Here is a 20,068-nt window from a genome sequence, read left to right as displayed (position 1 = left end):
ACGCTGACCAAATCTCGACGAAAAGAAAGAAGGCCGCTCCAGATGGAGCGGCCTTCGCCTTTTTGCCGGGCTTTAGGAGGAGCTACCAGCGCAAGGTACCTTCGAGGAAGACTTTCCGGCCTTCGCCCAGTGACTGGAACGAGGACAGCACCTGGTAGGCGTGCTGAATGGTCAGCTCATCAGTCAGGTTCCGGCCAACCAGTGCGACTTCCCAACGATCATCTGCCGATCCGATTGCCAGGCGGGCGTTCAGCTTGGTAAAGGCGTCCTGGAAGCCGGCTGGATCGAAGTCCTGGCGAACATAGTATTCGCTGGAATAGTACCCATCGACCTTGGCATCGAGGACGAGGTTCGGCGTGATGTTTTTCGTCCATGCCGCTCCGATGTTCAGCTCGACTTCCGGGGCGCGTTCAATCTGGCGGCCGCTGAGGTCTCCCTGACCGTCCACGCAGGCCGGATCTTCCTGAGTTCCGTCAGATGCGATCGGGCACTGGGCGTTCTTGAACTCGTCGAACGTCGCATCCGTGAAGGCAGCCGATGCGTTAAAGGTCAGATTGTCCGTTGCGAGCCACTGGCCTTCGAGTTCGACGCCCTTCACTTCAGCCGACGCCGCGTTTCCGATGATGAAGCGCGTGCCGTCATAGGACGAGGTCTGCATATTGTCGAACTTCATCAGGAAAGCTGCGGCGTTCAGGCTGACCCGTCCATCGGCCAGGAACATTTTCGTCCCGACTTCATAACTGTCAGCCTCTTCGCCCTCGAAATCGAACACGCCATTTCCTTCCGACAGGGTGATCCCGTCGTTTAGCTCGGCTGCCGTCAGCGAGGAAACGCCGGCGTATTTCGAGAGGAAAGCGGAGTCCTTGGACAGAAGGATCGTTCCAAGAGCGTCGTCATTCGCTTTCATGCCACCCGGCTTCGAGCCGGTCGAGAATGCGGCATACATGCTAACGTCATTGTTCATCTCGTACAGGAGGCGGATGGATGGATCGGTGTTCGTGTCCGACCGGGACTCGTAGAAGATGAACTCCGGATTGCTGCGCAATGGCGCATTCGGATTGAAGACGAGGTTCACCAGATCCGGCAGGTCTGCATGGCGGTTCTGCGCCCGGGCATCCTGGTCTTCCTTGGTGTAGCGCAGGTCCCCGATCAGGCTCAGCTTGTCGGTGAGGTGCCAGGTCAATTGTCCGTAGAGCGACACCGTGTCCGTTTCGCGATGGAATTCTCGGAGTGACGCAACGGCTCCGTCGATCTGGCTGTACGCGATCGCGGGCACGCCGACCGTCGCGTAGAACCCCGGAGAATAGGCGCTGTACTGGAACGTATCGACTTCCGAGTTGTGATAGAGGCCACCAACGATGTACTCGAACGTGTTGCCGGTCGGGGAGAGCAGGCGTGCCTCGAAGGATTTCTGCTCATAGTCATCACCGATTGAGGTGTTGAGCAGGTGTTCCGGCACACCGTCGACATCCAGGTACCGTTCAGACTCTGTCTGCCAGTAGTTGCCGATCAGCTCCAGCTTGTGCTCTCCGATCATCGAAGAAAGCGATGTCGTGAAAGCGAGGGAATCCAGATCGTCATATTCCGGGACCGGAACGCCCGTCGCGGCATACCGCACCTGATCAGCGTTCGTCTCGATATAGGCCGGATTGATCGGTGCCGTCGGAGACAGCAGTGCGCCTGCGGTGACCAGCTGGTTGCGGCGGCCGTCGACGGAGTTTGAGCCGCCCTCGACTTTTGCGAACAGCATCGTATCCGGCGTGATGTCCCATTCCAGGCTTCCGCGTGCGCCCCAGGCGTCTACGGAGTTGTCGTCGTTGCCAGTGAAGGCGTTCTTCACGTCGCCGTCGAGATTTTTCGTCTGGAACGCCAGGCGTCCGCGGACTGTATCGGAGAGCGGTCCGGAAATGGCGCCGGAGGTCCGATAGCCGCCGTCTTCAAGTTCGATGCCGGCATTGGCATAGGCTTCAAACGTGCTTGTCGGCCGGGCGCTGGAAACCGTGATGGCCCCTGCGATCGTGCTTTTCCCGAACAGGGCGCCTTGAGGGCCGCGTGCGACTTCGACCGCGCCGACATCCATCAGACCGGTCTCCAGACAGCTGGAGCGGCCGCAATAAACGCCGTCATTGAAGATGCTGACCGAGGAGTCGAACGCAATGTTCGTAACGCCGGAACCGAGGCCACGGATACGCACGGCCCAAGAGCCGAACGTCTTCTGGACGGTCAGGTTGGGAACGAAATTCTGCAGGTCCGTCAGGTCGGCAACCTGGTAGTCCGCAATGGTTTCACCCGTGACAACGCCGATGGAGATCGGTGCGTCCTGCAGGGTCGTATCCCGCTTGGTGGATTGAACGATCACGGCCTGCAGGCGGCGGGCGCCATCTTCGCTGGTCGTGTCTTCCTGCGCATGGGCAGGGGCAGCCAGGGCGATCGCGACGGTTCCGAGGACGGCGCCGACGACAGCTCGGCTGGATGAGCCGTAGAGCTTCTGTTTCATGGTTGTTACCTCCCTCATCCCGGAAACACCGGGGGTGCCGGTTAGATCCGGCTACCAGAATTTTCTTGTCATGAGCAACTTTTTCTAATGCCCACTAAAATACAAACCGGGCAGAAAGTTTTTGCAAGTGGTTTTGTAAAGTTTTTGGACTTTTTCTCTCGGCGTGATCGTCGTGTCACACCCGGCAAGTCCCCCAGTATGAAGCCAAGTGCCTGCAGGTGTCGGCCAAATGGTTTTTATGTCTTGCTAAGAAAATCTAGAGTGTACTAAATAAACCATTGGGGTCCCGGAAACGTAGGGCGTGTCGGGGCAGAGGGTGTCGCGTGCACCTTCCGCGCTTGGGAAACACGGCAGGGATAACGATATGAGCGCACCGGATAAATGGCATTTTGACCGTCAGCTTCGACATCAGCTGAAGCGGGACATGCTGTTGAAGGTGGCAGCGCAGTGCTTCAACGAAAAAGGCACGAGCGGCACCTCCTTGAAAGACGTGGCCCGGCAATTGGGGATCACCGACGCCGCGGTCTACTACTATGTCAAGAACAAGGAAGAGCTGATCTATCTCTGCTACAGCCGCGCGCTGGACATTGGTGGCGCCGCGCTCGACCGCGCGCTGGAAGAAGGTGAAACCGACCTCGAAAAACTCCAGCTTTATATCCAGTATCAGGTTGAGGCGGTCTGTGGCGATGAAGGCCCGGTGGCCATGCTTTCCGAAATCCCAGCGCTGTCCAAGGCGCACAAGGATGAACTGCTGAAACGGTCGCGGGAACATACAAGACGGATAACGGCAATCATCGATGCCGGCATAAAGGCAGGCGAACTGAAGGCCGACAATTCCGCCATGGTCAGCAATGCGATCCTCGGTGCTGTGAACTGGGTGCCTAAATGGTTCCGGCCGAGTGCCTCCAACAAGGGCGAGGAAGTCGCGGCCGTTTTCGCGAAATCACTGACGATGGGCCTGAAGGTCTGAGTAAAAAATACAGAGGGAAAAATGGACAAGACGGTGACAACGCCTCAGGGACCTTTGGCGGGACTTCGTGTCCTGGAACTGGGCCAGCTGATTGCGGGGCCATTCTGCGCGCAGCTTTTCGGGGACATGGGCGCCGATGTCATCAAGGTGGAGCCGCCGGGGCAGGGTGATCCACTCCGCACCTGGGGGCGCACGGGATACCCATTGCTGTGGTCTGTTTGCGCGCGCAACAAGCGATGCATCACGGCCAATCTGCGGGAAAAAGAGGGCCAGGACATCGTCCGCCAGCTGGTCCGTCAGGCTGATTTCATCGTCGAGAATTTTCGTCCGGGGACGATGGAAAAATGGGGGCTCGGCTACGAGGACCTCAAGAAGGAGAATCCATCGATCATCATGATCCGGATTTCCGGTTACGGTCAGACGGGCCCGTATTCCAAGCGTCCCGGCTATGCCTCGGTCGGGGAGGCAATGGGCGGGGTGCGCTACCTGATGGGTGAACCTGACCGGAAGCCATCACGCGCCGGTATCTCGCTCGGCGACACGCTGGCGGGAACTTTCGCCACTGTGGGCGCACTTGCTGCACTCCATCATCGGGAAAAGACAGGGGAGGGGCAGGTCGTCGATGCCGCGATCTACGAATCCATCCTGGCCATCATGGAATCGCTCGTGCCGGAATACACGATCGAGAACTATACGCGTGAGCGCTCCGGATCGTACCTGCCGGCAATTGCACCGTCGAACATCTATGATGGGTCGGACGGTATGGTGATCATCGCCGCCAACCAGAACACCGTGTTTGCACGGCTGTGCGATGCCATGGGCCGGCCGGAGCTGAAAGACGATCCACGATACGCGACCCATGTCGCGCGCGGTGAGAACCAGGTGGGGCTGGATGATCTCATCAATGACTGGACCAAGACCCGCACGATTGATGAGGTTGAGGCCGTCATGATCGAGCACGCCGTGCCGGTCGGGAAAGTTTACCGGGCTCGCGACATGCTGGACGATCCGCATTACGCTGCCCGTGAAGCACTGGTGGACCTTGCGAGCGAGCGCTGGGGCACGATCAAGATGCAGAACGTCTTCCCGAAACTGTCATCTACGCCGGGGTCTGTACGTTGGACCGGGCCGGAAAAGCTCGGCGAACATACTGAGCAGGTGCTGACGGAACTGTTGGACCTGACGCCGGAGCAGATCGAAAAATTGCGCAGCAGCGGGATCGTCTGAGTGCGGACCCTTAAAGGGTGCGCGCGATGATCAGCTTCATGACTTCCGAGGCGCCGCCATGGATCGTGTCGATGCGCGAGTCCCGGAACAGCTGGGCGATCGGGTATTCGTTCATGTAGCCATAGCCACCAAAAAGCTGCAGGCAGCGGCTGATGCTGGCGACCTCAGTCTCTGAAATCCAGAGCTTTGCCATGGAGGCGGTCACGGCATCCAGCTCGCCCCGCAAATGCTTGTTGGTGCACTGATCGATAAAGGCGCGTCCGACGGTTGCCTGAGTCTTGATGTCAGCAAGAGTAAACTGCGTGTTCTGCAGATCCATCAGCGTTCTTCCGAAGGCGTTGCGTTCCTTGGTATAGTCGATGGTCAGCTGGAGGGCACGTTCCAGCATGGCCAGCCCCATGGCGGCAATGACGAGCCGCTCCTGCGGAAGCATCGTCATCATCTGCTTGAAGCCTTCACCCGGCACGCCGCCCAGCAAATTGTCTTTCGGAACCCTGACGCCTGAAAAGAACAGTTCCGATGTGTCCTGTGCATCCCGGCCGATCTTGTCGAGATTCCGGCCGCGCTCGAATCCCTCTGCGTCGCCGGGCACGACAATCAATGAAACACCTTTCGCGCCATCGCTGCCCGTCCGGCAGGCGACGACAACGAGGTCGGCCGTCTGACCGTTCGATATGAATGTCTTCTGGCCGTCGATCACCCATTCGTCGCCGTCCAGCCGCGCGCGGGTGCGCAAATTGGCGAGATCCGATCCGCCGGAGGGTTCCGTCATTGCGATGGCCAGCACGATGTTTCCGGCGACCACACCGGGCAGCCAGGCCTGTTTCTGGGCTTCGGTGGCATAGGCGGTCAGGTAAGGCGCAACGATCATATTGTGGACGGCCACGCCCCAGCCTTCCAGGCCGCGGGCGCCCATCTCCTCGATCAGGATACGTTCGTGGCGGAAGTCACCGCCAAGCCCACCATACGCTTCCGGAACGGTCGCGCCCAGCATTCCGAATTCCCCGGCCTTGCGCCAGAGGTCCCGCTCAACCACCTTGTCTGCATTCCATTGCGCCACCTTTTCCGGCGGCGCATTCGCATCCAGAAATCGCGACACGCTCTCGCGGAACATGGACAGGTCTTCTTCGGCAAACTGGCTGCCGCCGGCATGTGGGGTCATTGAAATCGCTTTCAGGTATTGTTTGGGACAAGTGAGTTGCGCAGGTCCTGTCGTAGCACTTTGCCAGTCGCATTGCGTGGCAGGGCGCTGACCTCGAAAATCCGAGTCGGGCATTTGTAATGCGCGAGCTGCTGACGGCAGAGCGCGAGCGTGGCGTCAGGGGCGAACCGTGTTCCGGTCACTGGCACAATCGCGGCCACCACGCGTTCACCCCATTTCGGGTCGGGCACTGAGAAGACGGCGGCATCCGCCACGCCAGGCAGGCCGGACAACACCTTCTCCACTTCGACCGGATAGACGTTTTCCCCACCTGTAATGATCATGTCCTTCAGCCGGTCGGTCACCGTCAAAAAGCCATCCGTATCAATGTGCCCGACATCGCCTGTGCTCAGCCAGCCCTCCGCGTCCGCGACAGGGGCAACCGTCCCATCGGCTGACCAGCGAACGGCTGCCGGATAGGGCAGGCGGACGAGAATTTCGCCCGTCTCATCGGGTGCCACATCCAGCCCGTCGGCGTTGGTAATACGAATTTCCACGCCAGGCCCCGCTGTGCCTGTCGCCTGATTGACCCTTGGGTCTGGATTGCGGTGTGCGGACGGCGGCAAATGGGTGATCGGGCCGATTGTTTCGGTCATGCCGTAGACCTGCGTGAACTCGCACCCAAATGTGTCGAGGCAGGCCTTCAGCAGCGATGGCGCGATGGGGGAGGCACCATAGCCCACCATTTTCAGTTGGCCCTTCGGAATCTGGCGCGCCTCATTCTCCTTGAGCAAATCGGAGAGGATCGCCGGCACCCATTGGGCGTGCGTCACGCCCAGCTGCTCCATGGCATCGAACATGGTGGCCGGGCTGGCCTGGGAGAGCTGGATCTGCGTCATCCCGCCCGCGAGACCATACAGCGTCCAGGACCAGCCTGCTGTGTGAAACACGGGCGCAACAATCAGGAGACGCGCGTCTGGTGTGAAGGCCAAGGTGTTCGGCGCGAACATCATCCGGTCTGCACTTTCACTTGTGTAGGCGAGGGCCTTTGGTTCTCCCGTCGTGCCGGAGGTGAAGAACAGGGTGGAAATGTCGCCAGGTTCGGAACGATCGACAGCTTCCGTGCTGGCTCCGGTGACAAACGCGCCAAGCCCGGCTTCTGTATCGACGAACCGGAATCGACTGGGCACACTGCCCGCAAATTCGGTGTCACCGACGATAAGCGCAGGTTCGGTCCGATCGAGAATGCGGGTGAGTTCGACCGGAGAGAGGCGCCAGTTCAGTCCTGTCAGGACGGCGCCCGCCCGGCGCGCAGCCAGCAGCACGATGGGGAAGATGAGACTGTTCCGGCCAAGCCAGGCGAGGCGGTCCCCTTTCTTCATTCCGAGCCTGTCCAGCGCATTTGCGAGCCGGTCTGCGCATGTGTCCAACTCCCGCCAGCGGAGGCTGCCGGTCATGCCCAGTACTGCCGGCGCATCCGGCTTCCTCTGTGCAAAGTGCCTGACTTGCGAGGAGAGCGTCGCGGTGTCGCCAAGTAGGCGGAGTCCCGTCCATTCGGATGCTGATGCCATGTGAGCCCGCCTGTCCTGAGCGCATGCGCTGGTTGGTCGTTGCGGGCAGGTGAGGCGAGAGAGTGTGCCCGGTTCAGGCCCGGTGTGACGCCGGCCCGTTTCTCTGCGGGCAGATCCTCTTTCGCGTCCTCCCCGACGCTTTGGAAAGCATTACGTGCGGAAAACATAATCGTCAAGTTTATTGACAATAATTCGCTCCGAGCTTAAGCAGCGTCAAAATGATCAGGGAGGTGATTGAAAATGCTCGAACCCATCCGGATGTTTCTGGGGGAATATTATCTCCAGCTGAAATTCATCCATCTCACCGCCGTGATGGTGTGGGTGTGGAGTACATCTGTCGCCTATGCCTTCTACCTTGTGCCGGTCTTCAAGGCGTGGCGCCGGAACCCGACGGATCAGGAAATCGTCCGTCTCCGGAATTGGATGATGGAGCGATTCGACCAGGGCGCTTCCTATGAGCACTTTGCCTTTCCAGTCATCCTGATCACCGGCCCACTCCTGTTCTGGGCAGGCGGGTTCAATGCGCATGTCGGCTGGTTGATGCTGAAGCTCCTGTTCGTCGCAGGCATCTTCATTCCGATTGAGGTGACCGACTATTATCTCGCCCATTTCGGCGGAGCGAAGCACCGCTATCGCGAAGCAGGGGACGCCGTCGGATATGAGCGGGCGGTGCAGCACCATTGGTGGTTCCTGCTGCTCTCCAGCCCGGCCATCATGGTGTCTGCCATGATCGTTCTCTACCTCGCCATTACCAAACCATTCTGATCTGCAGGGGAGGACCCATCATGACCGACCAACCAAGTTCGATCGCAAGTGAAGAGATTTCTGCAAGTATCCCGTTTTCCGGGACGCCGGCTAAATATTTAAAGATATGCGTGCTCGGTAGCATCGGAATTCATGCCTATCTGTTCTTCGGTTACTGGGCGATCAAGGTGTTCCTGGCCCACGAGCCCTGGCCGAATGGCTGGCTCGTTCTTGTGCTGGCCATTGCCTCAACGGTTTGGTTTGCCTGGTACAGCTATCGCTGGATCATGCGGCTCGATGCGCAATATGGCCGGGGCAGCGGGTGGATTCAGGAGCCCGTGACCGTCAAGCTGCCATGGGAAAAGCTCAGCCGGAAGAAGAAGGGCTGACCCGTCAGCTTCCTACTTGCCGCGAACTTCCACCGCCGTGGCCGGGAAGTCAGCCCATATGCCATCCACGCCTGCGTCAAAGAGCACTTTCAGTTCGTCACGGCTACCCGTGAAAGGGGCATCCGGGCGGTCGTCCCGCACCGTGTAGACATGCACCAGCAGGCCGGCGTCGTGGGCGCGGGCGACGAAGTCTGTCGGCTGGCCATGCTTGCCGAGCACATAGGAGACATCGGCGCCAACGCCGTCAGTCGTCATGGCATCGAGATCGTATTCGAGCCCCATCATGGAGGCGTAGGGGGCGCCAACCATGTTCTGGATCAACGGCAGGTCGCTCTTTTCTGCGACTTCAGCCAGGAAGGGCGGTTCGAAGCATTGGATGTAGACCGGGATGCCGGCCTCCTTCAGGCCTTTGGCTTTCATCGCGTCGAGGATCGGATCGGCGAGGCCCTTGCCAATGGAGGCGTAGTGGCTTGGCCATTTGGCTTCCACATGCAGCCCGACGATATTGCCCTTTTCGGCTTCGGCGAGGACCAGGTCCATGACCTCGTCGAAGGTGACGAGGTCCAGCGTGTCATTGTACTCCATCGAGCGGCCTTCGAATTGCTGGCGCGCTTTCAGGGTCTGGATTTCTGCGAACGTGAAATCATCCGCCCACCAGTCTTCCTGTTCGCCGAACGGCATCTGGCGCGCGACTTTGCGGTCGGCGAATTCGGGATGGTCTGCGATGTCAGTTGTGGCGGACAGGTAGAGGTCATGCCGGGCGATCAGGACGCCGTCCGACGTCATGACAAGGTCCGGTTCGATAAAGTCAGCCCCCTGCGCGATGGCTGCCTTGTAGGCCATCATCGTGTGTTCGGGGTAGAGGCCGCTGGCGCCGCGGTGCGCGATCACAATCGGGCGCTCGCCGGTGAGCGTGTTCCAGGCCTGAGCCGGGGCTTCGGCAGCAGGCGCGCTGGCGCAGGCCGCGAGAACGAGAATGGAGGCGGAGATCAGTCGTTTCATGTTGGGCGCTTTCCGGAAGAGGGGAGCGTGCCGGGAGAGCGAACCCCTCCCGGCACGGGTCGAGGGTCAGAATTTGACGTAGACGCCGGCTTTCACCATCTGCGGCTTGCCGCGGATGATTGTGTGCAGGCCGAAGGCACCGCCGGTGTTGCCGACATCAATCAGGTATTCTTCATCGAAAATGTTCTCGCCGAGGACATAGGCGCCCCAGCGCTGGCTGGCCGCATCAAAGCCGACGCGCAGGTTCGCAACGCCATAGGCGTCCTGCGATTCTTCCACCACGGTACCATCCGGATACATTTCCGGAATGCGGATGAAGCCGCCATTGCCGTCCGCCGCATAGTCGAATCCATTGTCATCCTCGAAGTAGTGCTTGCTCTTCCAGATATAGCTCGGGATGATCGAGATTTCGCCATGCTCACCCATTGGCACAGTGATGTCGGCGGCCAGCGAGAAGCTCTGTTCCGGGCTCAGGCGGAACTTGTTGCCGGCAAATTGCAGCGGGTTCCCATTGTCGTCCTTCTTGTCGTATTCCGAATGCGTGAAGGCATAGGTTGCCAGCAGGCGGACATAGTCATTGACCAAGGCCTGGCCGTCGAATTCGAGGCCGTATTGCGTTGCGTTACCGGAGTTCTCGGTAATGAACACGCCGTTGATCGGATCGAAGCGTGTCGTCTGAAAGTCCTTGTACTGTCCATAATAGACAGAGCTGGTCATCTGCAGGCGGTCGTCGAAGAAGCGTCCGAAGATACCGGCTTCGACATTGTCCAGCGTTTCTGCGTCGATCAGGCTGTAATTCGCGCCCGAGGCTGACAGGACTTCCGGGCGGCGGCCGCGGCCATAGGCGGCCCAGGTGTTGATGTTGTCGGAGACGCGATAAGCGGCGTTGAGACGCCAGGTGAACGCGCCATCCGTGCTTTCCGAAGCCGAAGCCAGCTGATCGAGCGTGTCGGCGCTCAGCAGCAGGGTCGACTGCATGGTCACGCCGTTCAGGCCGCCGAAGCCGAGCAGGTAGGGATTGGTCTTCAGCGCATGGCCGATCGTGCTCGCGCGGATGTCTTCCTTTGTGTAGCGAAGACCGGCGGTCAGCTTCAGGCGGTCGGAGACGGCATAAGTGACATCGCCGAAGAGGTCATACGTGTCGCGGCTGTCGGTCGACAGCGACTGTTCAAGATGCTCGCCATAAAGCGGCACGAGCTGGTTCATCAACAGGGCAGCAAGGGCTGAATACTGGAGCGGTGTATCGAAGCTGCCGAAATTCTGCGCGTCCGGCACGCCCAACAGGGCGAGGTAGCCTTGCGCTTCGGTCACTGTCAGCCCAGCGGCGCCGGCCAGTGTCGGGGCGAACAGCGACTGGGCGTAGGCTTCGTCGGTCGAGAAGCGCAGCTCCGCCTTGTTGTCGATGGTGAAATAGTTGCCGCCGAAGAAGGCCGTCAGCTTGCCACCGGCATCATAGTTCACGCGCAGTTCCTGGCTGAACGTGTTGGCCTTCTGGGCCTGGTAGAACTGGAGCAGGTTGAACGCTGCACCATCGGAGTCCCAGGCTTCCTTGGAGAAGAGGTTGCGATAGTCGGTGAGCGAGGTCAGCGACCAGGCATCATTGATGTCATATTCGATGTTGGAGGTGATGTAGAAAAGCTCGCGGTCGTTACCGAGCTTGCTGCGTACCTGATCCGAATTGATGTTCATGGCGGTGGCGCCAAACGGGTCGACCTTGCCATTGACCGGGAAGAAGCCGGAGGTGAACTGCGTGCCGGTGGAATCGTCTTCCTGGTAGTTCACGAAAATGTCGGCGGTCAGTTGGTCGGTCGGGGCCCAACGCAGTGCGGTGCGTACCGCGGTCGTGTCCTGACCCATAAGATCCGGCGAGTTGGCAGTGTTCGGAACATAGCCGTCCATCTGCTTGAGCTGGCCGGCGACACGAAGGGCGAGCGTGTCGTTGATGGCCCAGTTGTAGTGACCTTCGGCGCGGACGGAACTGTAGTCGCCGGCCTCCAGCGTGGCCGCGCCTGAATTGCCTTCCAGTGACGCGCGGTTCTGGATGAAGTTGATGCCGCCAACCAGGGCGCCCTGGCCGAACAGCGTCGCCTGCGGGCCTTTCACGACCTCGACGCGTTCCATGTCGAAGATGGCGAGGTTTGCGCCATAGCCTGGATTGCCGACGGCGACGCCGTTCTGGAAGAGGGCGACGCGGGGAATGCCGCTGTCGGAGACGACGCCGCGCAGCGAGTAGCTTGGGGCGTTCAGGCTTTGCGCCTGGACCTCGAGGCCCGGCACGAAATTGCCGAGGTCTTCGATGTCATCTGCGGCCAGCTTGTCGATAAGGTCCTGGTTGGTGACGGAGACGTTGATCGGAACATCGATGAGCGTCTGCTCCTGTTTCTGCGTCGTTACAGTGACGGTTTCGAGCCGGCGGTCGGTTTCGGCAGCATCCGGGTCAGCAAAAGCGACGAACTGGCTGGAGAGGGAGAGAGCTGCAATTGCAGTTGCAGAACGAAGATGACGATTCATGAGAAGCCCATTCCTTGTTGCGGCGCACAATTTGCCGCTTGGAGGGCTGGCTACTTTTTTTCCGTGGCAAGCTTCAAATCAAAGTTTTGCGAAGGCGCTTCTGTATAAATTCCGTATACGAAGTAGAAGTGTTTTGGAATTCTGCACGATAATATGGCAAGTGCGCAGCCTGCCCGGTCAGGCACTTTGTGACACTTGTTGAAGGAAATGAGACGGGGCTCTGTAAGTGATACGTAGACGGCGTGACGCATTCTTGAAAACCAATCCGCTTCGGGTGAAATTGGGGGCTCCATGATCACGGAAAGTGGAAATCGGCCGCCAGCGCGTTGATCCCGTGTCGGGCGATCGGGGTGCGACAGGGATGACCAGTTTTCCGGCAATTAAGGGGCCGCAAACATACAGAAAGCTGGCAGTGCCCGGCCCGGGCGACTGCACATTCCAGCCGGCCTGTTGCCAATGCAACACGGTCCGGCCGGGCGGCTCACGCAAGAAACTGTCATGCGAGGACGTTAGAGCCTTCCCGGAACAAGACCCCGCGCTGCGCACCTGGTGCGCCCGGAATATATTCAGGAGACAGATGAATGTGCCTATCAGCTCTTGCGCGCCAGCCTGTGATCTCGTCTGCGCTGATTTCCCTCACGGCGCTGGCGGCGGCCTGCACCAGTGCGGCGCCGGGCGTCCAGCCTGTCGAGGCACCGGTCATCGACCATGCGTTCACCATCGCCGTTCTGCCGGATACCCAGAACTATCTCGATTACACCCACCAGACGGCCGAAGGCTTTCCCTTCGATGCGAGCGAGATGTTCCTCGAACAGATGCAGTTTGTCGCCGACAATCTGGAATCCGAGGGCGGCGAGATCGCATTCGTCTCGTCGCTGGGCGACGTCTGGCAGCACCAGACGCTGGGCATGGATGAGGAGCACAGGGCGCGCGGGTTTGAACGGGTGGCCAATCCGATCATGGATGCGCATTTTGCCCCGACGGACAAAGTGAAAACGGTCGAGATGCCGAAAGCTCATGAGGGCTTTTCGCTGATCGCCGGCAAGACGCCATTCTCCGTTGTGCCGGGCAATCACGACTATGATTCCATGTGGACGTCGGCGAAGTTCCCGCCTCAGTCCAAAGGGCCGGCAGACATCGACCCGAATGATCTGAAAACGTCGCTCGGTGTGGTGCATCCTGGCGGGCTCGACAATTTCCGGTCCGTGTTCGGCGCCGAGACCGCCTTCTTCAAGGGCCAGCCCTGGTATGTCGCCTCGCATGAGGGCGGCGCGGACAGCGCGCAGCTGTTCGAGGCGGGCGGCTATCGCTTCCTTCATATCGGCCTCCAGTTCGATCCGCCGGATGCCTCGCTGGAATGGGCCGCGTCGGTGATCGCGCAATATCCCGGCCTGCCGACGATTGTCTCCACGCATGACTATATGACCAGGGAAGGGGAGCGCCTGCCGAACCCGATCGTCGACGGGCATGCGGTCGATCCGATCAACAACAGCCCGGAAATGGTCTGGGAAAAACTGATCAGCCAGCACGACCAGATTTTCCTCGTCCTCTGCGGTCATGAACATGGCCAGGCCTGGCGCGTGGACGACAACGCCTTCGGTCATTCTGTCTGGCAGGTGCTGGCGGACTATCAGGACCGCGGCCAGACGGCAAAGGATGCCGGCGTGCAGTCGGCCTGGCCGGTCGGCATCGGCGATGGCTGGATGCGCCTGATGAGTTTCGACATGGGCAAGGATGCGCCGGAGCTGACCGTTGAAACCTATTCGACCTATTACCGCAAGCAGAGCCGGGACATGGCCGAGTATGCCGACTGGTACAAGCCGGGCGAGAAGCCGGACCTCTCCGACGAGGCTTTCCGTGACGAAGATGATTATGTGCTCGTGCTGGACGATTTCCGGTCGCGTTTCGGCTCGCCATAGTCCGGCATAGTCCGTTATAGTCCGATCTTGATCATGCTGTGATCCGGCCAGGTCCGGCATGATCTGCCACTGATCTGTGGCTGCATGACACAGTTGTCATTCTCACATGTCTGTGAGCTTTCTCCGGTCCAGTATGTGGTACCGATCCAGCCGTTCCGGACTCATGTCGCTGCTCAGCGCTGTCGCGCTGATGGCCATGGTCGTGCGCGGCCTGGTTCCGGCCGGTTACATGCTGGCCACTGCAGACACGCCGGGTGATTTCGTCAGCATCGTCATCTGTCACGGTGACGGCACGGACGGTACGCAGGCCCTGCTGGACCTGAAAAACGGCAAGATCGTCGATCCGGAGGAGCTTCCGGGCCAGACGGACGACGGCAAGAACCAGGCCTGTCCGTATGCCATGTCGGCGCATTTCACGCCGCCCGAGGTCTCTGGCAATCTGGCGGGACCTGTTGAAGCGCCTGCACGTTTCCTGACGAATTTCGACTATGTCGTTCCCGGCCGTGGCCTCGCTGCCCCGCCGCCGCCTGCCCGCGGGCCGCCCCTCAGCATCTGATTCCCTTCGCGCGCGCATGTCTGCCGACATGCGCATTGGTGCGCCTGGCCAGGCCAGGTGCGTCCGGAATCGGATGAATTTCAATGCACAACAATCTGATCGCAGCCCGCGACAGGCTGCAGGGTCCTCAAACTTGGGACCATGACATGACCCGGCTCACCGCTGGTCAAGATAATGAACGGATCTGGCTGGATGCCGTCATCACGCCGAACGTTTCCCTCAACAACCGGGTCGCCCTGACCCTGGCGGCATCCCTGATCCTGCCGGGCAGCCTGATTTGCCTGGCGACCGCGTGGATGGGGGCGTGGATGGTCACCCCACTCGTCTTCCTGTCGGAGGTCGCCCTTGGCGTCATGATCCTCTGGCACGCCCGGTCGCTCGGCCAGTACCGCCAGCGCGTCTGCCTGACCGATACGGCCCTGTTTGTCGAAACACGCAGTCGGGATGCCGAGGCTGTGATCCGGTCGGATCTGTCACCGCACTGGCTGCGCATCGATCGCGTCAATGACACCGGCTGCGGGTGCGATGCTGTGCGGCTGCGGGCAGGGCCCCGGCATGTGGACGTCGGCACCGTCCTGTCTCCTCCTGAACGCGCTTCGCTGGCCGATGCCATTGAAGCCGCTCTCCAGAATCGTCGCCGTGGCCAGTCGCTGGCGGCCTGAACTCCTCTCAGAAAGCAATGAAAATGAAACACGCACTCCTTTGCAGTACAGCCACTATGCTCTTCACCTCGGCTGGCTTCGCGCTCCCTGCAGCTGCCCAGGCTCCCACCGAACTTCCGCCTATCGAGGCGCAGGATGCCGGACCGGCCGCAACCGGGGACGTTGCCGCCAGCGGCACGGAAGTCACGGGCAGCAGCATCGAGGCAGGTCTTGCGATATCGTCCGATGCGCTCCAGCTGATTTCCCGAGTGCCGGGCGTCGCGCTTCAGTCGAATGGCGGGATTGCCTCGCTGCCGGTGTTGCGCGGTCTCGCAGATGACCGCGTCGGCGTCCTGATCGATGGCCAGCAGGCCACGAACTACTGCCCGAACCACATGAACCCCGTTTCCTCCTATATCGACGCCTCTCGTGTCGAGCGGGTCGTCGTGACACCGACCCTGTCTCCGGTCAGCATGGGCGGTGACAATATCGCCGGCATCATCTCGATCGAGACCCGGGCGCCGGCATTCTCCGATGGCGGCATCGAGATCTTCGGCGAGGCCGGGGCGACCTATCGCAGTGTATCGAACGGCATCGGCGCCTCGCTGCAGGCCAATGCCGCGGGTGAGAAAGTCAGCGCGCGCTATGAGGCGAGCTGGAACAAGGCGGACAATTACAAGTCCGGTTCCGGTGATGAGGTCCGTTCCACGCTTTACCAGAATTACGACCAGTCACTTCTGCTGGCGGCGCGTCCGGCCGACGATGTGTTGTTCTGGGTTCGGATCAGCCAGCAGGGCGTGCCCTATGAGGGCTTTGCCAACCAGCGCATGGACCTTACCGATAACAAGAGCAGCAGCGTGCAGGTGCATGGCGAAGGCCCGCTCGGCGCAGGCATCCTGACGGCGGAAGCCTCCTGGCGTAGCGTCGACCATGAAATGAATTTCCTGTCCGACAAGGGTGGCGCCGCGACCGGCGGTATGCCGATGATCACCGAAGGTGAGGATACATCGCTCAAAGTGTCCTACGACACACCCGTCGAGGGTGTCGGGCAGATCCGGGTTGGCGCGGAAATGTTCCGCGCCTCCATGGATGATTACTGGCCTGCCGTTCCCGGTCACATGATGATGTCACCCCTCGATTATGTGAACATCAATGACGGCGAACGCAACCGCACGGGCGTTTGGGGTCAATGGGAAGCCAAGCCTGCACCGGCCTGGTCGACCCTGATCGGGCTGCGCTACGAAAGCGTCGAAATGGATACCGGCGAGGTCCAGCCTTATTCCTGGACCAGCATGATGAGCATGCCGGATGCGATGGCGGCCATGGCCTTCAACGCGGCAGACCGTGCACGGGAAGACGACAATATCGATGTCACGGCCAAGGCGACCTGGCGCCCGAGCGACTCTGTCGCAGTGGAATTCGGTGCAGCGCAGAAGACCCGATCCCCGAACCTTTACGAGCGTTACGCCTGGGGTCGGGGCTCCATGTCGAGCTCCATGACCAACATGACCGGCGATGGCGCCGGCTATGTTGGCGACATCGATCTTGAGCCGGAGGTTGCGCGCAGCCTGGCCGCAACGCTCGACTGGTCCGATGGTCTCGAAAATGGCCGTGTGCTGCGGGTTTCCGGCTGGGCCAGCTATGTCGAGGATTATATCGATGCTGACAGGATCGGCACACTCCGTGATGGATTGCCCATGCTCCAGTTCGCCAACCATGAAGCGGAGCTTTATGGTTTCGAAGCCGCCGGCGGCATGCCGCTCTGGCAGACCACCTATGGCGACACGCGCCTTTCCGGCACGGTCAGCTGGGCGAAGGGTGAGAATAAGGACACCGGCGACAACCTCTACAACATCGCTCCGCTCCAGGGCCTATTCGCGCTGGAGAACCGTAAAGGTGCCTGGACGCAGGCGCTTGAAGTGGAACTGGTCGATGAGAAGGATGACATCAGCGCAGTGCGTCAGGAACTCAGGACGCCGGGCTATGTCCTGATCCATCTGAGGGCAGGGGGCGAGATTGGCCGGGTGCGCTTTGCCGCTGCCGTCGAAAACCTGCTCGATCAGGACTACGACCTGCCGCTCGGCGGGATTGCCTTCGGCGATTACAAATATGGTGGCCGGGTCGATCCGTTCCACCAGGTCGCCGGTCCGGGCCGGTCGTTCAATCTCAGCGTCAACGTCGCCTTCTGACGTGCTGCGGAGGGTTCTCACCTCCAGCTATATGGCGGGCGTGGCTTTGGCTGCGCTCGCCCATGGCGGCTTGCTGGCGGGTGTCTTCCTGCTGGCGCCCGCCGGGCCGTCCGGTCTTGGCACGAAGCATGATGTGTTTCTTGTCAGCCTCGTCGAGGAACCTGTGGCAGCACCTGCGCCCGTGCCCGAGCTGAAGCCGCCGGCAAAGGAACTGCCACCTGCGGTACCTGAGAAAGTGGACGTTCCGGATATGTCGACTGCCGAAGTCCAGCCGAGGCCCGCGCCGGCCCCTGCACCTGAGCCAGTAAAAACGATGGAAGAGACGCCGGTCCTTCTGGCATCAGACCCCGCCGCTGAACCGGCCGTGAGCGCGCGGGACTCCGGCCCAGCCTCCGTAACCCTTGCCCCAGACACCCCGCCGCAAGTGGCAGAACCGGGCCTGACCGGAGAACCGGCCGCCTCATCCGGAACAGCACCTCCCAGCGGAGACGGAAAGGCGGTGCGGGATGCCTATCTGCGCGATGTACGCCAACAACTTGCCCGTCATGCCCCGCGAGGCGTTCGGGGGGCCGGGAACTGCGAGGCCGAGTTCCGCTTGTCCCGAAACGGCGAAGTCATTTTCGTCGGGATTAAGAGCAGCAGCGGCAGCCGGCTTTATGACCGGCGGTGCCTGAAGGCGGTGACCGCCGCTGTGCCGTTTCCAGAGGCGCCCGATGGCGCTGCCGAGACGGATCTCCGCTTCACGATCGTGATGCAGCAGAAGCGCTGACGTTCTGCTTGCGGATCAGAGGCCGCCGGGCAGCTTCGATGCCATCATGGCCTTGCGGTCGAAACGCCGGCCATCGGCAATAAACGTCCCGTCGCCGACAGCGTGAAGCATGCGCTGTTCCTTGCGCGTGTCATCGCGCCAGGCTGCGAGGCTTTCAAGGATGACGATGCCGTGAGGTTCGATAATTTCCTCCACGCGGCATTCGATATTTGCGAGGCAGTTTCCGAGCAGAGGTGCGGCGACGTGCTTTGCCCTTTTTGGGGTGAGGTCGAACTTTGCAAACTTGTCGGTGTCGGCGCCGGAACAAGTACCGATGCCGATCACTGTATCGATCATGTCGGCCGTGGGGATTGCCACCACACACTCGCGTGTGTCGCGGAGCGCAAGGAAGGAATGGTTCCATGGGCCGGTCGTGATGGCGATGCGCCCTGAAAAATCGAGCACCATGGTCCAGGTGATGGTCATGACGTTGGGATTGCGGCCATCATGCGTGGTGACGAGGGTGACGGGGCCGGGCTCGATCAGCGTGAAGGCCCGGCTGAGCTTGATGCGTTTCATTTGAGGGCCTCACGATCCTGCGCATTTCCCAAAAAATTGTGTCAACAAGCCATCCGTTGCCGGACAAATGGGCATATGCGGCCTACATTTTGCCCAAGTGCAGGTGTTGGTAAATGAACGCCTTAATCAGGCATGTCTTTTAATTAATCTTAACGCTTGTGATGGATGGTCACAATCGTTAGCCAAAACGTGTCCCGTATTAACCATGATGTCCAAGGTTCTGCCGACCTCTTTCTGTTTCCTCGCGGCCTGCGCTGTTGCCTTCCTGCCTGCGCAAGCCGACGTGCTGCTGTCTTCGGCTTCGGTCGAGAAAGTGGTCTCGATGGAATATGAGGACGGATCGACGGAGACGGAATACGTGCCGACCGAAGCGGTCGAGCCCGGCGAAGAGCTCGCCTATGTGGTCAGCTTCCGCAATGATGGTGCCCAACCGGCTGACAGCGTCGTGATGACCATCCCGGTGCCGGAAGACATGGTCTATGTCGACGACTCGGTGATCGCCGACAATGCGGCCGTGGATTTCTCGGTCGATGGCGGAAAATCCTTCGCGCCGCGCGATGATCTGATCATCGAGGATGGCGAAGAGACCCGTATGGCGTCAGCCGACGAGATCACGCATGTACGCTGGACCTTTGCGCGGATGACCCCTGGCGAAGAAGGCATGCTGGCCTTCCATGCCATCCTGAACTGAATACAGCCGTCAGAAGCCCTGCATTGACCGGTGTGCCCGCCCTGGCGTAACGCCGGAGCCATGACTCGTGTGAAGATCTGTGGCCTCAAGGATCCGGACCTCGTGCGCCTGTGTGCGGCGGAGGGGGCGGACTGGGTCGGCTTTGTCTTTGTCGAGGCCAGCCCGCGCCATGTCACACCTGAGGCAGTCGAGACCCTGCTGCTGGGTGTCGGCAGATCGGTGCCGGTCGCCCTGCTGGCCAACGCGGACGATGCCCTGATCGACCGGGTGACTGCGACAGGTATCCGCGTGCTTCAGCTGCACGGACAGGAATCGCCGGAGCGCGTGGCCGAGATCCGCGCCCGCACCGGATGTGAGGTCTGGAAGGCATTTGGTGTGGAAACGGCGGAGGATCTTGCCGGGGCAGGGGCATTTGCTGCCGCTGACCGGCTTTTGATCGATGCAAAACCCCCGACGGATGCCGACCGCACCGGCGGGCATGGGCAGGCGTTCGACTGGTCCATCCTGAAAGGCTGGACGGCGCCGAAGCCATGGATCCTCGCCGGAGGTCTGACGCCGGAGAATGTGGCCGGCGCGATCACTGCGACAGGTGCGCCGGCGGTCGACGTCTCCTCTGGCGTGGAGCGGCTACGGGGGCTAAAGGACAAGGAGCTGGTGCGGGCGTTTCTCCGCGCTGCCAAAGAGGTCTGAAGT

At 60.6% G+C, this 20,068-nt stretch carries 17 protein-coding genes; 11 read left to right on the top strand and 6 right to left on the bottom strand.

Annotation, left to right across the window (positions count from 1 at the left end):
- Positions 1-82 precede the first annotated feature (82 nt).
- Complete coding sequence (locus HY26_RS13110) at positions 83-2,497, bottom strand: TonB-dependent receptor (RefSeq protein WP_034766707.1); 2,415 nt, start codon at positions 2,495-2,497, stop codon at positions 83-85.
- Between the two features lie 364 nt (positions 2,498-2,861).
- Between HY26_RS13110 and HY26_RS13105 the strand changes: the two genes are divergently transcribed.
- Entirely contained in the window at positions 2,862-3,467 is a 606-nt protein-coding gene (locus tag HY26_RS13105) for a TetR/AcrR family transcriptional regulator (protein ID WP_034766706.1), read from the top strand.
- Between the two features lie 21 nt (positions 3,468-3,488).
- Complete coding sequence (locus tag HY26_RS13100; protein ID WP_034766705.1) at positions 3,489-4,694, top strand: CaiB/BaiF CoA-transferase family protein; 1,206 nt, start codon at positions 3,489-3,491, stop codon at positions 4,692-4,694.
- Between the two features lie 10 nt (positions 4,695-4,704).
- Here the strand turns inward: HY26_RS13100 and HY26_RS13095 are convergent, their stop codons facing one another.
- Both HY26_RS13095 and HY26_RS13090 read right to left on the bottom strand, forming a co-directional pair.
- Positions 4,705-5,856 carry an acyl-CoA dehydrogenase family protein gene (locus tag HY26_RS13095; protein WP_034766704.1) on the bottom strand — a complete coding sequence of 384 codons (1,152 nt, stop codon included), beginning with the start codon at positions 5,854-5,856 and terminating at the stop codon, positions 4,705-4,707.
- A gap of 11 nt (positions 5,857-5,867) precedes the next feature.
- A complete protein-coding gene (locus HY26_RS13090; protein ID WP_081813114.1) occupies positions 5,868-7,406 on the bottom strand; it encodes an AMP-binding protein in 1,539 nt (512 codons plus the stop codon).
- 240 nt (positions 7,407-7,646) lie between these two features.
- Between HY26_RS13090 and HY26_RS13085 the strand changes: the two genes are divergently transcribed.
- Positions 7,647-8,171: a hypothetical protein gene (locus HY26_RS13085; RefSeq protein ID WP_034766703.1), complete on the top strand. Its 525-nt coding sequence runs from the start codon at positions 7,647-7,649 to the stop codon at positions 8,169-8,171.
- 20 nt (positions 8,172-8,191) lie between these two features.
- Positions 8,192-8,539: a hypothetical protein gene (locus HY26_RS13080; protein WP_034766702.1), complete on the top strand. Its 348-nt coding sequence runs from the start codon at positions 8,192-8,194 to the stop codon at positions 8,537-8,539.
- Positions 8,540-8,551: 12 nt separating this feature from the next.
- Here HY26_RS13080 and HY26_RS13075 read toward each other — a convergent pair whose 3' ends face one another.
- Positions 8,552-9,541, bottom strand: a complete 990-nt coding sequence (locus HY26_RS13075) for a glycerophosphodiester phosphodiesterase family protein (protein WP_034766701.1) — start codon at positions 9,539-9,541, stop codon at positions 8,552-8,554.
- A 66-nt stretch (positions 9,542-9,607) separates the two neighbouring features.
- Positions 9,608-12,052 carry a TonB-dependent receptor gene (locus tag HY26_RS13070; RefSeq protein ID WP_112073789.1) on the bottom strand — a complete coding sequence of 815 codons (2,445 nt, stop codon included), beginning with the start codon at positions 12,050-12,052 and terminating at the stop codon, positions 9,608-9,610.
- Positions 12,053-12,633: 581 nt separating this feature from the next.
- Between HY26_RS13070 and HY26_RS13065 the strand changes: the two genes are divergently transcribed.
- The 5 genes from HY26_RS13065 (at position 12,634) to HY26_RS13045 (ending at position 18,126) form a co-directional block, all read left to right on the top strand.
- Entirely contained in the window at positions 12,634-13,971 is a 1,338-nt protein-coding gene (locus HY26_RS13065; RefSeq protein ID WP_051600030.1) for a serine/threonine protein phosphatase, read from the top strand.
- Positions 13,972-14,104: 133 nt separating this feature from the next.
- Entirely contained in the window at positions 14,105-14,527 is a 423-nt protein-coding gene (locus HY26_RS13060; RefSeq protein ID WP_158531498.1) for a DUF2946 family protein, read from the top strand.
- A gap of 146 nt (positions 14,528-14,673) precedes the next feature.
- Positions 14,674-15,189 carry a DUF2244 domain-containing protein gene (locus tag HY26_RS13055; protein WP_158531497.1) on the top strand — a complete coding sequence of 172 codons (516 nt, stop codon included), beginning with the start codon at positions 14,674-14,676 and terminating at the stop codon, positions 15,187-15,189.
- Positions 15,190-15,245: 56 nt separating this feature from the next.
- Complete coding sequence (locus HY26_RS13050) at positions 15,246-17,357, top strand: TonB-dependent receptor (protein ID WP_051600027.1); 2,112 nt, start codon at positions 15,246-15,248, stop codon at positions 17,355-17,357.
- Between the two features lie 31 nt (positions 17,358-17,388).
- Complete coding sequence (locus HY26_RS13045; protein ID WP_034766697.1) at positions 17,389-18,126, top strand: TonB family protein; 738 nt, start codon at positions 17,389-17,391, stop codon at positions 18,124-18,126.
- Positions 18,127-18,141: 15 nt separating this feature from the next.
- On the opposite strand, the gene HY26_RS13040 is transcribed toward HY26_RS13045, so the two are convergent.
- Positions 18,142-18,684 carry a flavin reductase family protein gene (locus HY26_RS13040; protein ID WP_034766695.1) on the bottom strand — a complete coding sequence of 181 codons (543 nt, stop codon included), beginning with the start codon at positions 18,682-18,684 and terminating at the stop codon, positions 18,142-18,144.
- 205 nt (positions 18,685-18,889) lie between these two features.
- Between HY26_RS13040 and HY26_RS13035 the strand changes: the two genes are divergently transcribed.
- Together HY26_RS13035 and HY26_RS13030 are read left to right on the top strand one after the other, a co-directional pair.
- On the top strand, positions 18,890-19,375 hold the full coding sequence (locus HY26_RS13035; protein ID WP_051600025.1) for a DUF11 domain-containing protein: 486 nt from the start codon (positions 18,890-18,892) through the stop codon (positions 19,373-19,375).
- Between the two features lie 60 nt (positions 19,376-19,435).
- Positions 19,436-20,065, top strand: a complete 630-nt coding sequence (locus tag HY26_RS13030) for a phosphoribosylanthranilate isomerase (protein ID WP_034766694.1) — start codon at positions 19,436-19,438, stop codon at positions 20,063-20,065.
- Positions 20,066-20,068: the final 3 nt, after the last annotated feature.

This window comes from Hyphomonas sp. GM-8P (genome assembly GCF_003263315.1).
Classification (GTDB): Bacteria; Pseudomonadota; Alphaproteobacteria; order Caulobacterales; family Hyphomonadaceae; genus Hyphomonas.
Note: the sequence above shows the minus strand (reverse complement) of the source record. Positions and strands in the feature narration are given on the sequence as shown.

Coding starts and splice junctions, on each gene's coding strand:
- HY26_RS13045 (WP_034766697.1), top strand. CDS start 17,389: ATGGCGGGCGTGGCTTTGGCTGCGCTCGCCCATGGCGGCTTGCTGGCG.
- HY26_RS13040 (WP_034766695.1), bottom strand. CDS start 18,684: ATGAAACGCATCAAGCTCAGCCGGGCCTTCACGCTGATCGAGCCCGGC.
- HY26_RS13050 (WP_051600027.1), top strand. CDS start 15,246: ATGCTCTTCACCTCGGCTGGCTTCGCGCTCCCTGCAGCTGCCCAGGCT.
- HY26_RS13065 (WP_051600030.1), top strand. CDS start 12,634: ATGTGCCTATCAGCTCTTGCGCGCCAGCCTGTGATCTCGTCTGCGCTG.
- HY26_RS13075 (WP_034766701.1), bottom strand. CDS start 9,541: ATGAAACGACTGATCTCCGCCTCCATTCTCGTTCTCGCGGCCTGCGCC.
- HY26_RS13095 (WP_034766704.1), bottom strand. CDS start 5,856: ATGACCCCACATGCCGGCGGCAGCCAGTTTGCCGAAGAAGACCTGTCC.
- HY26_RS13100 (WP_034766705.1), top strand. CDS start 3,489: ATGGACAAGACGGTGACAACGCCTCAGGGACCTTTGGCGGGACTTCGT.
- HY26_RS13070 (WP_112073789.1), bottom strand. CDS start 12,052: ATGAATCGTCATCTTCGTTCTGCAACTGCAATTGCAGCTCTCTCCCTC.
- HY26_RS13035 (WP_051600025.1), top strand. CDS start 18,890: ATGATGTCCAAGGTTCTGCCGACCTCTTTCTGTTTCCTCGCGGCCTGC.
- HY26_RS13055 (WP_158531497.1), top strand. CDS start 14,674: ATGACCCGGCTCACCGCTGGTCAAGATAATGAACGGATCTGGCTGGAT.
- HY26_RS13030 (WP_034766694.1), top strand. CDS start 19,436: ATGACTCGTGTGAAGATCTGTGGCCTCAAGGATCCGGACCTCGTGCGC.
- HY26_RS13105 (WP_034766706.1), top strand. CDS start 2,862: ATGAGCGCACCGGATAAATGGCATTTTGACCGTCAGCTTCGACATCAG.
- HY26_RS13090 (WP_081813114.1), bottom strand. CDS start 7,406: ATGGCATCAGCATCCGAATGGACGGGACTCCGCCTACTTGGCGACACC.
- HY26_RS13080 (WP_034766702.1), top strand. CDS start 8,192: ATGACCGACCAACCAAGTTCGATCGCAAGTGAAGAGATTTCTGCAAGT.
- HY26_RS13110 (WP_034766707.1), bottom strand. CDS start 2,497: ATGAAACAGAAGCTCTACGGCTCATCCAGCCGAGCTGTCGTCGGCGCC.
- HY26_RS13085 (WP_034766703.1), top strand. CDS start 7,647: ATGCTCGAACCCATCCGGATGTTTCTGGGGGAATATTATCTCCAGCTG.
- HY26_RS13060 (WP_158531498.1), top strand. CDS start 14,105: ATGTGGTACCGATCCAGCCGTTCCGGACTCATGTCGCTGCTCAGCGCT.